We start from the raw sequence: 13,232 nt of genomic DNA on the forward strand, positions 1-13,232 counted from the left end.
CCCCTAGCGTCACTGTCCCAGTCAGTACAGCGGCCCCGGAGGCGCACCATGACAATCACACCCACCACCGTCCCGACGGGCGAGCCGGTGATCCAGGAGTTCGGCACGCTCAAGGGATTCCCGCTGGGCCTGACCGACGAGGCGCGCACCCACGGGTGCGAGCGCCTGAACAAGATCCTGGCGGACACGCAGATCCTGTACGGCCTCTACAAGAAGCACCACTGGATCATGCGCGGCCCGACCTTCTTCCAGCTCCATCTCCTCCTGGACAAGCACGCGCAGGCACAGCTGGAGATCGTCGACGCCCTCGCCGAACGCGTCCAGACGCTCGGCGGGGTGGCCGTCGGCGACCCCCGGCACGTCGCGGAGCTGACCTCGGTGCCGCGCCCGCCGGACGGTGTGGAGCCCGTCCCCGCGATGCTGTCCCGGCTGCTCGACGCCCACCGGACGATCCTCGTGGAGAGCCGGGAGAGCGCCGCGAAGGCCGCCGCGCTCGGCGACGACGGGACCAACGACCTGCTGGTCTCCCAGGTCGTCCGCACCGGCGAACTGCAGGCGTGGTTCCTGGCGGAGCACCTGGTCGACACTCCGCTGGTCGGCGACTGACCGCCGCCGTCACCGGTACCGGCCGAACCGTTCCGCCAGCACGGGCAGCCGGTCCGCGACGATCGCGTGCGCGGCGGCCCGCGGCGTCGTCCCGTCGGCCTCGGCGCGGGCCAGCATCACGTCGATGAGCCCGCGCATGGCACGCCGTGTGTGGCCGAACGCCTCGTCCGCGTCGGCGCCGATGTCGCCGAAGAGGGTCCACCACCACCAGGCGTTCGTCCCGGAGTTGACGACCACGTCGGGCAGGACCGTGACGCCGCGCGCCGCGAGCAGTTCCTCCGCCGCGGGGAGGACCGGCATGTTGGCGGCCTCGACGATCCAGCGGGCGGTGATCCGCCCCTGGTTCGCGGTGTCGATCGCGAACGAGACGGCGGCCGGCACCAGGACGTCCGCGTCGACCGCCAGCCAGGCGTCGCCCGGCAGCTCACGGTCCCCGGGGCGCAGCGTCGAGCGGTCCACGCCGCCGTACGCGTCGCGGGCCGCGAGCAGCCCCTCCACGTCGAGCCCTTCCGGGTTCGCGACCGTCCCCTTGAGGTCGGCCACCGCGACCACCTTCAGGCCCGCGCGCGCGAGGAAACGGGCCGTGGCGCCGCCCATGGTGCCCAGTCCCTGAAGCGCGACACGGGTGCCTTCGTACGGCACGCGCGCGCGGTCGAGCGCCGCGAGGACCGACTCGGCGACACCGCAGCCGCCCACGAGCTCGTCGAGGCCGATGCCGTCCACGTCGACGGCGAACGCGGCGGCGAGCCGCGCCCGTGCGGCCGCCTCGTCGTCGAGCAGCGGATACACCGCCTGGATCGACGAGACGAGTCCCGCCTCGGCCGCCGCCCGGTCGACCAGGTCCTGGGTGAGCCCCAGATCCTCGCCCGTCGTCCAGAAGGACTCGATGTACGGGCGCATCGCCTTCAGGTAGCGCACCAGGACGCCGTACGCCGCCGGGTCCCGCGGATCGCAGTCGATGCCGCCCTTGGCGCCGCCGAGCGGGACGTAGCGGGCCCGCGGGTCGTAGTGCAGCGCCTCCTTCATCGTCATGCCGCGCGCGAGCCCCGCGACCTCGTCGAGGGTGCAGCCCGGACGCATCCGCAGGCCGCCGCTGGACACACCGCGGACCAGCCGGTCGACCACCAGATAGCCCTTGCGACCGGTGACGTGGTCGGTCCAGGTCAGCTCGATCAGCGGGCTCGCGGGCAGGTCAGGCACGGTTTCCTCCAGAAGGCGGACTGAATGGCCGGTCAGTATCACGAGCGGCCGTGAGCCCTGTCAAAGTCCGTGTACCCGGAACGGGGACGAAATCGGGGATGCCGTGCGTTGTCGGTGGGGTTGCCCATAATGGAAACCCTGATCGATCAACGGGAGGCGCCGTGTCACGTTCTCTGAGTTCCGGGCTGCGCTCGCTGCAACCGGCCGCTTTCGGCGCCGAGCCCACCGGCGCGCGTTTGGAGCGCATCCGAAAGTCGCCGAACTTCGCGGACGGCTCCTTCCAGAACCCGGAGGGCGCCCGCACCCGCCCCGACGGCTCCATGATCGAGTTCGCGAAGGTCTACTTCCGCAAGGAGGAGCGCGTCCTGCGTGCCCCCGCGGGGACCGTGCCCGTGCACCCCACGACCCTCGCCGACCTGTCGAAGCCGTCGGTGAGCGGCCTGCGCATCACATGGATGGGCCACTCCAGCGTGCTGGCCGAGATCGACGGGGCGCGGGTGCTCTTCGATCCGGTCTGGGGCGACCGCTGCTCCCCGTTCCCCTTCGCGGGCCCCAAGCGGCTGCACCCCGCGCCGCTGCCGCTCGCCGCGCTCGGCCCGGTCGACGTCGTGGTGATCTCGCACGACCACTACGACCACCTGGACATGCCCACGATCAAGGCGCTGGCCGACACCGACACCGTCTTCGCGGTGCCGCTCGGCGTCGGCGCCCACCTGGAGCACTGGGGCGTTCCCGCCGACCGGCTGCGCGAGCTGGACTGGCACGAGGAGACCAAGGTCGCCGGGGTGACGCTCACGGCGACCCCGGCCCGCCACTTCTGCGGCCGCGGCCTGCGCAACGCCCAGCACACGCTGTGGGCGTCCTGGGTGGTCACCGGCCCCGACCACCGCGTCTACCACAGCGGCGACACCGGCTATTTCCAGGGCTTCAAGGAGATCGGCGCCGAGCACGGCCCGTTCGACGTGACCATGATCCAGATCGGGGCGTACTCCGAGTACTGGCCGGACATCCACATGACGCCCGAGGAGGGCATGCGCGCCCACCTCGACCTCCAGGGCGGCCCGGTGTCGGGGCCGATGCTGCCGATCCACTGGGCGACGTTCAACCTGGCCCCGCACCCGTGGACCGAGCCGGGCGAGCACTCCGCCGACCAGGCCCGCCGCAGCGCCGCCCGGCTCGCCCTCCCGCGCCCGGGCGAGCCGTTCGAACCGTCGGCCGAGTCACTGCCCACCGACCACTGGTGGCGCCTGGCCGCCGCGGTGCCGGCCGGGGGCTGGCCGGTGGTGGACGCGGGGGAGACCGAGGTGGTGGTGGCGGGATAGGCCCCGGTCCGGGAGGCGCCTTGGGCGCGCCTCCCCGACGGCTCACCCCCTGCCCAACGCCCTTTCCAGGAGCGGCAGCAGCCGGTCCCAGTGCCGCCGCGAGCCCTCCGCGTCGAACGCCGAGGTGTCCGACATCGTGAAGCCGTGGACGGTGCCGGGGTAGATCTCCGTCGTCGCGGTGTGGCCCGCCGTGGTCAGCGCCTGGTCGAGCGCCTTCAGGGACTCGGGGGTCATGTCGCCCTCGGCCAGGCCGAGATGGATCTCCCCGGTGATCGCGGAGAACCGGTGGTGCGGGCTGTCCGGCGCGTCCGTGACCAGGGCCGCGGGGTGGAACCCGGCGACGGCCGCCACCCGGTCGGGACGGGCCGCGCCGGTGCGCAGGGCCAGGGCGGCGCCCATGCAGTACCCGACCGCGGCGACCGGGCCGTCGTCCACCTCGGCCTGCTCGGCGAGGAACGCGAGAAAGGCGTCGGCGTCCCGCAGAGCGCGCTCCGCGGTGTGCTCCTGGATCATCGGCCAGAGCGTCTCGAACAGCGCGGGCCGGGAGGCTTCGTCGATGTGCGCGGGGAGTTCGACGACCGGGGTGGGGGAGTCGCGGTAGAAGACGTTCGGCACGAGCACGTAGTAGCCGTGGGACGCCAGCTCGCGGGCCTTGCTCTCCAGCTCGGCACGGAGCCCGAAGGCGTCCATGTACAGCAGCACCGCCGGGTGCCGCGCCCCGTGCCCGGGAGAGGCGGCGAAGGCGTCGGCCGTGCCGTCGGGAGTGGGGATCGACAGCGTCTTGGTGAACGGGGTTCCGGTGAACGGGTTCTTGGGGGACAAAATCTTCCTCTCCGAATAGAAACCCCAGGCTAGCCCCGGTCTCCGCACAGCCGACGTCCCCTCACGTCGCGGACCGCGAACTCGCCCCCACGCAGAACTCGTTGCCCTCCGGATCCGCCATCAGGACATGATGGCCGTCGAAGAGCCGCTCGATCGTGCCGCCGGCCCGCACCAGCCGCTCCGCCTCCGCCACGATGCGGGACCAGCGCTCCTCCGGTGAGCCGTGACCCGGCACCCGTACGTCGATGTGCAGCCGGTTCTTCGCCGTCTTCGGCTCGCGCACCTTCAGGATCGACAGACGCGGCCCGACCCCGTCCGGATCGCACAGCCAGGCGCCGTCGTCCTCCTCGGCGTCCTCGGGCGGCCCGAACGAGGCGACCCACTCCTCGCGCGTCGCGAACGGCGCGGGCGGGGGCTCGTCCACGTAACCGAGCGCCGTCTTCCAGAAGTCGGCGAGCACGGTCGCGTCCGTGCAGTCGAGCGTGAGGTCGAAGGGTGTGTCCATGAGAGCCGACCGTAGGCGCGACCACTGACAATCCGGTCCGCCGCACCGCAACCCCACCCGATATCGCTCTGCAGTGCGAGGACTCATACCAGAGCGGGACCTCAGCCGTCCGAGTTTGGCAACTGCCCACCGCACGTACGACATCGACGACTACCGTGAGTGGCCGCCGAGCGACGCCCGGTCGTCGCCACGTGCCCTCATCAGCCCGGACCAGAGACCCCCACACCTGAGAGCCCGAGGACGCCGCATGTCTCAGCTTCGCCAGCCGGCCCCACGCGCAGACCGCCGTGAAGGCGCTCGGCACGGCAAGCCGGCCGGGCGGGCCGCCGCGCCGCGACCGGCGGAGACCCACATACGGCCGCAACTGCTGCGCATCGCCGTACTGCCCCCGCTCGCGGTGGCGCTCGGCGCCTGCGCCGCCGTCATCTTCCTCGTACGGTCCACCGGCGTACGCCCCAGCACCGAACTGTGGGCCGTGCTCACCGGCGCCTGTGTCGTCACGACGGCGGCCATCCTGATCGCCGCGGTGGCCGCCGACCGCACCGCCGGCGCCGTCCACGACCGGGTCGTCGGGCTGCGCCGTGCCAGCGCCCGCGGCCAGGCCGAACTGCGCGGACTGGTCGAACAGTTGCGCAGGGGCGAGGATCCGCCACCGCGCCGCACCCCCAAGGCCCCGCCGCCGGGCGCCGACGACTTCGACAAGCTCTCCGCCGACCTGGCCCGCGCCCAGGACGTCGCGGTCACCGCCGTCGTACAGGCCACCCAGCTCTCCAGCCAGGCGGGCAGCCGGCAGAAGGTCGAGGTCTTCGTCAATCTGGCGCGGCGCCTGCAGTCCCTGGTGCACCGCGAGATCTCGATCCTCGACGAACTGGAGAACGACGTCGAGGACCCGGACCTGCTCAAGGGCCTGTTCCACGTCGACCATCTCGCGACCCGCATCCGCAGGCACGCGGAGAACCTCGCCGTCCTCGGCGGCGCCGTCTCGCGCCGCCAGTGGAGCCACCCGGTCTCCATGACCGAGGTGATGCGCTCCGCCGTCGCCGAGGTCGAGCAGTACTCCCGCGTCAAACTGGTCCCGCCGATCGACGGGACGCTGCGCGGGCACGCCGTCGCCGACTGCATCCACCTGCTCGCCGAACTCGTCGAGAACGCCACGGTGTTCTCCGCCCCGCACACCCAGGTCCTGCTCCGCGCCAACCTGGTGACCTCCGGGCTCGCCATCGAGGTCGAGGACCGCGGACTCGGCATGCCGGTCACCGAGCAGAACAAGATGAACGCCCTGCTCACCGACCCCGATCAGGTCAACGTCGCCAGCCTGCTCCAGGACGGCCGGATCGGCCTGTTCGTCGTCTCCCAGCTCGCGCGGCGGCACGGCATCACCGTCCGGCTGCAGACCAACATCTACGGGGGAGTCCAGGCCATCCTCGTCGTCCCGCAGGACCTGCTCGGCGCCGAGGACGGCGAGCGGGCGCCCCGGGTGCGCAAGGCCACCGCCGCGGCGACCGCCGACAGCGTGCTGGGCCCGCAGGCCGCCGCCGCTGTCACGTCCACGCCGCCCGCACGGCAGGCCCCGCCCGCCCCGCCGCAGCCGCCCGTCGCGGTGCCGCACCGGCCGGAGACGGCGCCCGCCCCGCCCGACGCCCCCAGGCCGCTGCCCCAGCGCGTCGCCGGCAGCACCCGCCCCACCCCGGCCGACGCCCTGCCCGGCATCAGCGCCGAGGACCGCGAAGCTGCCGAGCAGAGCGCGGAGGCCCCGCCCACACCCCTGGCCGGACCGGTGCGCGGCACCACGGAGCGGCCCCAACTGCCCCGGCGCAGAGCTCAGGAACACCTCGCGCCACAACTGCGCGGGGGCCCCGCACCACGCCAGGACGACGAACCGCCCGCCGGGCACGACCCCGGCCTCATGGCGGCGTTCCAGCGCGGCATCACCCTCGCCGAGGCCGCCGATCCGCGCGAGATCCCGTACCGCGACCCGCTGGGCGGGGCCGGGAGCGGCACATGACGCCCCGCCACGCGCGCGTGCGGCACCAGGAGATACCCGCCGGGTCCCCGCACCCCACCACCGCGTCCCCCTGTCCCCCCACTCCCAGCCCTCCCTCTCCCGTGTCCCCGACCACCAGCACCACACCGAGCAGTCCAAGGAGTCGATCCCCCATGGCGAGCGATGTGCCGACGGGTCATGTGTCCGATCTCGACTGGCTGATGAGCGGCCTCGTCCAGCGCGTACCCCACACCAACAGCGCCGTGCTCCTCTCCTCCGACGGTCTCGTCAAGTCCGTGCACGGCCTGGACACCGACAGCGCCGACCACATGGCGGCCCTCGCCTCCGGCCTCTACTCACTGGGCCGCAGCGCCGGCGTCAGGTTCGGCGACGGCGGCGACGTACGACAGGTCGTCGTGGAGCTGGACTCCGCACTGCTGTTCGTGTCGACCGCCGGATCCGGCACCTGTCTCGCGGTCCTCGCCGGACGGGAGGCCGACGCCGCCGTGCTCGGCTACGAGATGGCCATGCTCGTCAAGAGCGTGCGGCCCTACCTGGTGACAGCGCCCCGGCAGGCCGCGGCCGAACCCTCGGCGATGAGGAATTGAGGGTGGCGGCCCCGCAGGACGGGCCGTGGCTCGACGGTGCGGCAGGCCGCCTCGTACGCCCCTACACCGTCAGCAACGGGCGCACCCGGCCGAGCACCTCGCTCGATCTGCTCACCCTCGTCATGGCCACCGGGACGACCCCCCTCGGCTATCTGGGGCCCGAGCACGGCGAGGCGCTCGGCCTGTGTGCCCGGCCCACCTCGGTCGCGGAGATCGCCGGGCATCTGAAGCTCCCCGCAGTCGTCACCAAGGTCCTCCTGTCCGACCTCGTCGACTGCGGGGCGGTCACCGCCAAGCCCCCCACGTTCCACGAAAACCCCACTGACCGGTCCCTACTGGAGGCAGTGCTCGATGGACTACGACGACAGCTCTGACCTGTTCCCCACCGCGCTGAAGATCTTGGTCGCGGGCGGGTTCGGGGTCGGCAAGACGACCTTTGTCGGAGCGGTCAGCGAGATCGCTCCGCTCAGCACGGAAGAGCTGCTCACGACGGTCAGCGCCGACACCGACCATCTCGACGGCATCGAGAACAAGGTCGAGACGACCGTCGCGATGGACTTCGGCCGGATCACCCTGGACCCCGAACACGTCCTCTATCTCTTCGGCACGCCCGGCCAGGAGCGCTTCTGGTTCATGTGGGACGAGCTGTCCGAAGGCGCCCTCGGAGCGGTGATCCTCGCCGACACCCGGCGCCTGGAGGACTGCTTCGCCGCCGTCGACTTCTTCGAGGAGCGCGGCATGGGATTCATCGTGGCGGTCAACGAGTTCGACGGCTCCTACCGCTACGAACCCGAGGAGGTGCGCGCCGCCATCGACCTGGACCCCCGGGTGCCCGTGGTGCGCTGCGACGCGCGCATCTCCAGCTCCGGCATCCAGACCCTGCTCACCCTCGTCCGGCATCTGCTGGCCCACGCGGCGCCCGCGGCCACCGGCTACGGAGCCCACACATGACGTACGGCGCGACCGGGCGTCTGCTGCTGACCCCGGTCGACAAGGAAGGCCCCGAGCGGGCCCGGCGGCTGCTCCGGCTCGACCTGGGCCGCCGGCCCGAGGCCGCCTTCGACCTGTTCGCCGACCGGCTCGCCGAGGTGACCGGGGCGCCCTGCGCGATGGTCAACTTCATCGACGAGAAACGGCAGTTCTTCGCCGGACTGCACACCCCGGACGGCGGCCGCGACGGCGTCCGGCCGAGCGCGGCGAGGCGTTCCAGGGCGCGCGATCACGGCTTCTGCCCGCACGTCGTGGCGCGGCGCAGAGCGCTCGTCCTCGACGACGTGCGCGACTATCCGCGGTTCGCGGCCAACCGGGTGGTCGACGAGGCCGGGATCCGCTCCTACCTGGGCGCCCCGCTGCTCGACGACCGTACGGGGCTCGCGCTCGGCACCGTGTGCGTGGTGGACACCGAACCGCGTCTCTGGGGTCGCTCGGGGCTCGCGACCATCAAGGAGATGGCCGGAGAGCTGATGGACGTCGTGCGCGAACGCGACGAGCCGGCTGCCTGACCTGGCCGGGAACTCCCCCGTGTACGCAGCCGAGTTGACCGCCCGCGCCGAGGGCTCGCCGGGCCTGTAGGAAAGCTGCGGCGGCGCTTAAGAAAACCTCGATGGACCCGGAGAGCCCTGGTGAGGAAGAGTCGGGGGCGGCGGCGGAGGACGGCCGTCACCCCCCTCTGCTTGCTACGCGGGTGGCCGCGTGCTGCCCGTGTGCGCGACGACAGGAGCCGAGCCGTTGAAGGCGCTGGTCAAGGAGAAAGCCGAACCGGGACTGTGGCTGGCCGACGTGCCCGAACCGGCCGTCGGCCCCGGCGACGTACTGATCAAGGTGCTGCGCACCGGGATCTGCGGCACCGATCTGCACATCCGCGCCTGGGACGGCTGGGCGCAGTCGACCATCAGCGCCCCGCTCGTCGTCGGCCACGAGTTCGTCGGCGAGGTCGTCGGGACCGGTCGTGACGTCGCCGACATCGCCGTCGGCGACAAGGTCAGCGGCGAGGGCCACCTCGTGTGCGGCAAGTGCCGCAACTGTCTCGCCGGTCGCCGCCACCTGTGCCGCGCCACGGTCGGCCTGGGCGTGGGCCGCGACGGCGCGTTCGCCGAGTACGTGGCACTGCCCGCCTCCAACGTCTGGGTGCACCGCGTCCCCGTCGACCTGGACGTGGCGGCGATCTTCGACCCCTTCGGCAACGCCGTGCACACCGCCCTGTCCTTCCCGTTGGTCGGCGAGGACGTCCTGATCACCGGCGCCGGGCCCATCGGGCTCATGGCCGCCGCCGTCGCCAAGCACGCGGGCGCACGCAACGTCGTCATCACCGACGTCAGCGACGAGCGCCTCGACCTGGCCCGCAAGGTCGGCGTCAGCCTCGCCCTGAACGTCGCGCGGTCCACCATCGCCGACGGCCAGCGCGAGCTCGGCCTGCGCGAGGGCTTCGACATCGGCCTGGAGATGTCCGGCAACCCGACGGCCATGCGCGACATGCTGGCCAACATGACCCATGGTGGCAAGATCGCCATGCTCGGCCTGCCGTCTCAGGAGTTCGCCGTCGACTGGGCCCGGATCGTCACCTCGATGATCACCATCAAGGGCATCTACGGCCGCGAGATGTTCGAGACCTGGTACGCGATGTCGGTCCTCCTGGAGGGCGGCCTCGACCTCGCCCCGGTGATCACCGGCCGGTACGCGTACACCGACTACGACGCCGCCTTCGACGACGCGGCGAGCGGCCGCGGCGGCAAGGTCATCCTCGACTGGGCCTCCTGAGGCCGGACCTCCCGAACTCTCCACGGCGCACAAGGATTTAAGGACTCACGGCATGTTCGACAACGTACGCGAAGACCTCCAGGCCACCCTCGACGAGATCGTCGCCGCGGGCCTGCACAAGCCCGAGCGGGTCATCGGCACCCCGCAGTCCGCCACCGTCGGCGTGACCTCGGGCGGCCGCCCCGGTGAGGTGCTGAACTTCTGCGCCAACAACTATCTCGGCCTCGCCGACCACCCCGAGGTCATCGCCGCAGGACACGCGGCCCTCGACCGCTGGGGCTACGGCATGGCCTCCGTCCGCTTCATCTGCGGCACCCAGGAGGTCCACAAGGAGCTGGAGGCGCGGCTGTCCTCCTTCCTCGGCCAGGAGGACACGATCCTCTACTCCTCCTGCTTCGACGCCAACGGCGGCGTCTTCGAGACGATCCTCGGCCCCGAGGACGCGGTGATCTCCGACGCCCTCAACCACGCCTCGATCATCGACGGCATCCGGCTGTCCAAGGCCAAGCGCTTCCGCTACGCCAACCGCGACATGGCCGACCTGGAGGCCCAGCTCAAGGCGGCCGACGAGGCCGGCGCCCGCCGCAAGCTCATCGTCACCGACGGCGTCTTCTCCATGGACGGCTACGTCGCGCCGCTCGTCGACATCTGCGACCTCGCCGAGGCCCACGGCGCCATGGTCATGGTCGACGACTCGCACGCCGTCGGCTTCGTCGGCCCCGGCGGCCGCGGCACCCCCGAGCTGCATGGCGTCATGGACCGCGTCGACATCATCACCGGCACCCTCGGCAAGGCCCTCGGCGGAGCCTCCGGCGGCTATGTCGCCGCCCGCGCCGAGATCGTCGCCCTGCTGCGCCAGCGCTCGCGCCCGTACCTCTTCTCCAACAGCCTCGCCCCGGTCATCGCGGCGGCCTCCCTCAAGGTCCTCGACCTGCTGGAGTCGGCCGGTGACCTGCGCGAACAGCTCGCCGCCAACACCAAGCTGTTCCGCACGCGGATGACGGAGGAGGGCTTCGACATCCTCCCCGGCGACCACGCCATCGCTCCTGTGATGATCGGCGACGCGGCGGTCGCGGGCCGCATGGCCGAGCTGCTCCTCGAACGCGGCGTGTACGTCATCGGCTTCTCGTACCCGGTGGTCCCGCAGGACAAGGCGCGGATCCGCGTGCAGCTGTCCGCCGCGCACTCCACCGAGGACGTGAACCGCGCCGTGGACGCCTTCGTCGACGCCCGCGCGCAGCTCGCCTGACCGGTTTGGGACAATAAAGGCATGATCGAAGCGCGGCGGCTGCACATCCTCCGTGCGGTGGCCGACCACCGCACCGTCACGGCGGCTGCCGCCGCGCTCTATCTGACGCCTTCGGCGGTCTCCCAGCAGCTCACCGCGCTGGAGCAGGAGACCGGCCACAAGCTGGTCGAGCGCGGTGCCCGCGGGGTACGGCTCACCCCGGCCGGCGAGATCCTGCTGAAGCACACCAACGCCGTCCTGGCCCGGCTGGAGACGGCCGAGGCGGAGCTCGCCGCGTACAGCACCGGCGAGGCGGGCACGGTCACCGTCGCCTCCTTCGCCACCGGCATCGGCCTCGTCGTGGGCCCCGCCCTGGCCCACCTCGCCAGGACCGCACCCGGTATCCGCGTCCGCGTCCAGGACGCCGAGGGCGACGCCAGCCTGCCCATGCTGCTCGACCGCCGGATCGACGTCGCCGTCGCCGTCGAGTACCGGGGCGCGCCCGGCGCCGACGACGACCGGATCACGCGGGTGCCGCTGTACGCCGAGCCCTTCGACGCGGTGCTGCCCGTCACGCACCGGCTCGCGGACGCCGAGTGGGTGCCCGTCGCGGACCTGGCCAAGGACACCTGGATCGGCCCGTACCCCGGCAATCCCTGCCACGACGTGGTGGTCCTCGCCTGCGAGCACGCCGGGTTCTCCCCGCAGTTCGAGCATCTCTCCGACGACTTCCGCGCCGTCGTCTCGCTCGCGTCCGCCGGCGGTGGCGTCGCGCTGGTGCCGCGCTCGGCGCTGCGCGGCATGGACCTCGCCGAGGTCGTCGTCCGGCCCATCGACGGCGTGGTGCCGACCCGCAAGGTCTTCGCCGCGGTCCGGCACGGCGCCGAGGCCCATCCGCTGATCCGCCCCGTGCTCGACGCACTGGGGGAGGCCGCGGCGGCCTGATCCCGGGCCCGCCGAGTCGCCCTCTCGGTGCCGCGGCCACCGACGCCTCCGGCCTCCGTAACCTGGCTGTTTCATATCTGGGATACCGTGCCGAATATGAGACGCGAAAGTGGGCCGCCCGGCAGCGGCACGGAGGGGGAAGCCGACCCCGTCGACACCAGACTCGGCGCCCGCCTGTCCGAGCTGCGGGCCGAGCGCGGCTGGTCCCTCGGCGAGCTGGCGGACCGCAGTGGAGTGAGCCGGTCCACCCTGTCCCGCGCCGAGCGGGCCGAGATCAGCCCGACCGCGGCCCTCCTCAACCGGCTGTGTGCCGTGTACGGGCGGACCATGTCGCAGCTCCTGAGCGAGGTCGAGTCCGCCCCGGCCCAGGTGGTGCGCGCCGCCGACCAGCCCGTCTGGCGCGACGAGGCCAGCGGCTTCCTGCGCCGCTCGGTCTCCCCGCCGCTCGCGGGACTGCGCGCCGAGATCGTCGAAGGCACCCTGGAGCCGTACGGCGACATCGCCTACGACCGCCCGCCCGTCCCCGGCCTCGAACAGCACATCTGGGTCCTCGACGGCCTCCTCGACCTCACGGTGCAGAGCGTCACCCACCGCCTCGCCGCCGGTGACTGCCTCCGCTTCCGCCTGTGGGGCCCGACGCACTTCCACTGCCCCGGCCCCGAGCCCGTCCGCTACGCACTGATGGTGGTACTCCCGTGATGACCCCGGCCCTGCTGACGCCCGAACGGTTCACCTCCTCGACGACGCCGCTCGGCGATCTGCTGCTGGACGTCGTCGCGGGCGGCGGCTCCCTCGGATTCCTCGACGGGCTCACCCGGGACGAGGCGATCGCCTGGTGGCGCGAGCTCACCCCCGCCGTCACCCGGGGCGACATCGCCGTCTGGGCCGCACACGACGCCGACGGCCGCTGCCTCGGCACGATCACCCTCGGCTTCAGCGCCATGCCCAACGGCCGGCACCGCGCCGAGGTGCGCAAACTGATGGTGCACAGTGCCGCCCGTGGCCAGGGCCTCGGCCGCGTCCTGCTCGCGACCGCCGAGCGGGCAGCCGCCGCACGCGGCATCACCCTGCTCGTCCTCGACACGGAGACCGACAGCCCCGCCGAGGGCTTCTACCGCGCGGCGGGCTGGCAGCGGGTCGGCACCATCCCGGACTACGCGGCCGATCCCGCCGGAGTCCTGCGCCCCACGACGCTCTACTACAAGCGACCCGACACGGCCTAGACGTGCGTCCGGTCGGTGGTCGCAGAAATGCA

General features: G+C 72.3%; 15 protein-coding genes. 12 read left to right on the forward strand and 3 right to left on the reverse strand.

From position 1 onward, the window contains the following. The first annotated feature begins 48 nt into the window (after window positions 1-48). Window positions 49-606 (forward strand): Dps family protein, encoded by a 558-nt coding sequence (locus K377_RS01540; RefSeq protein WP_111661219.1) that lies wholly within the window; start codon window positions 49-51, stop codon window positions 604-606. A gap of 9 nt (window positions 607-615) precedes the next feature. Here K377_RS01540 and K377_RS01545 read toward each other — a convergent pair whose 3' ends face one another. Further along, window positions 616-1,806: a glutamate dehydrogenase gene (locus K377_RS01545; protein ID WP_375605892.1), complete on the reverse strand. Its 1,191-nt coding sequence runs from the start codon at window positions 1,804-1,806 to the stop codon at window positions 616-618. Window positions 1,807-1,967: 161 nt separating this feature from the next. Between K377_RS01545 and K377_RS01550 the strand changes: the two genes are divergently transcribed. Next, window positions 1,968-3,128 (forward strand): MBL fold metallo-hydrolase, encoded by a 1,161-nt coding sequence (locus K377_RS01550; protein ID WP_258394946.1) that lies wholly within the window; start codon window positions 1,968-1,970, stop codon window positions 3,126-3,128. A gap of 42 nt (window positions 3,129-3,170) precedes the next feature. On the opposite strand, the gene K377_RS01555 is transcribed toward K377_RS01550, so the two are convergent. Both K377_RS01555 and K377_RS01560 read right to left on the reverse strand, forming a co-directional pair. Next, window positions 3,171-3,950, reverse strand: a complete 780-nt coding sequence (locus K377_RS01555) for a dienelactone hydrolase family protein (protein ID WP_111661221.1) — start codon at window positions 3,948-3,950, stop codon at window positions 3,171-3,173. 61 nt (window positions 3,951-4,011) lie between these two features. After that, entirely contained in the window at window positions 4,012-4,455 is a 444-nt protein-coding gene (locus K377_RS01560; RefSeq protein ID WP_111661222.1) for a VOC family protein, read from the reverse strand. Window positions 4,456-4,702: 247 nt separating this feature from the next. Here K377_RS01560 and K377_RS01565 point away from each other — a divergent pair, with 247 nt between their 5' ends. From K377_RS01565 to K377_RS01610, 10 genes are all read left to right on the forward strand, one after another. Beyond that, on the forward strand, window positions 4,703-6,460 hold the full coding sequence (locus tag K377_RS01565) for an ATP-binding protein (protein ID WP_111661223.1): 1,758 nt from the start codon (window positions 4,703-4,705) through the stop codon (window positions 6,458-6,460). A 152-nt stretch (window positions 6,461-6,612) separates the two neighbouring features. After that, window positions 6,613-7,047, forward strand: coding sequence for a roadblock/LC7 domain-containing protein (locus K377_RS01570; protein WP_111661224.1), 435 nt, complete (start codon window positions 6,613-6,615; stop codon window positions 7,045-7,047). A 2-nt stretch (window positions 7,048-7,049) separates the two neighbouring features. Then, the gene (locus tag K377_RS01575) at window positions 7,050-7,421 is read left to right on the forward strand and encodes a DUF742 domain-containing protein (RefSeq protein ID WP_111661225.1); all 372 of its coding nucleotides are present in this window, start codon (window positions 7,050-7,052) and stop codon (window positions 7,419-7,421) included. Further along, complete coding sequence (locus tag K377_RS01580; RefSeq protein ID WP_111661226.1) at window positions 7,399-7,998, forward strand: ATP/GTP-binding protein; 600 nt, start codon at window positions 7,399-7,401, stop codon at window positions 7,996-7,998. The genes K377_RS01575 and K377_RS01580 overlap by 23 nt, the downstream gene beginning before the upstream one ends. Continuing rightward, window positions 7,995-8,549 (forward strand): GAF domain-containing protein, encoded by a 555-nt coding sequence (locus K377_RS01585; RefSeq protein ID WP_111661227.1) that lies wholly within the window; start codon window positions 7,995-7,997, stop codon window positions 8,547-8,549. The genes K377_RS01580 and K377_RS01585 overlap by 4 nt, the downstream gene beginning before the upstream one ends. Before the next feature lie 226 nt (window positions 8,550-8,775). Next, a complete protein-coding gene (gene tdh, locus K377_RS01590; protein WP_111661228.1) occupies window positions 8,776-9,804 on the forward strand; it encodes an L-threonine 3-dehydrogenase in 1,029 nt (342 codons plus the stop codon). A 52-nt stretch (window positions 9,805-9,856) separates the two neighbouring features. Then, window positions 9,857-11,053, forward strand: coding sequence for a glycine C-acetyltransferase (locus tag K377_RS01595; protein WP_111661229.1), 1,197 nt, complete (start codon window positions 9,857-9,859; stop codon window positions 11,051-11,053). Window positions 11,054-11,074: 21 nt separating this feature from the next. Continuing rightward, window positions 11,075-11,977, forward strand: coding sequence for a LysR family transcriptional regulator (locus K377_RS01600; protein ID WP_111661230.1), 903 nt, complete (start codon window positions 11,075-11,077; stop codon window positions 11,975-11,977). 96 nt (window positions 11,978-12,073) lie between these two features. Beyond that, window positions 12,074-12,676 carry a helix-turn-helix domain-containing protein gene (locus tag K377_RS01605; RefSeq protein ID WP_111661231.1) on the forward strand — a complete coding sequence of 201 codons (603 nt, stop codon included), beginning with the start codon at window positions 12,074-12,076 and terminating at the stop codon, window positions 12,674-12,676. Beyond that, complete coding sequence (locus K377_RS01610) at window positions 12,676-13,200, forward strand: N-acetyltransferase (RefSeq protein ID WP_111661232.1); 525 nt, start codon at window positions 12,676-12,678, stop codon at window positions 13,198-13,200. Before K377_RS01605 ends, K377_RS01610 begins: the two co-directional genes overlap by 1 nt. Window positions 13,201-13,232 lie beyond the last annotated feature (32 nt).

The sequence above is a fragment of the Streptomyces sp. PsTaAH-137 genome, from assembly GCF_003259365.1.
Classification (GTDB): Bacteria; Actinomycetota; Actinomycetes; order Streptomycetales; family Streptomycetaceae; genus Streptomyces.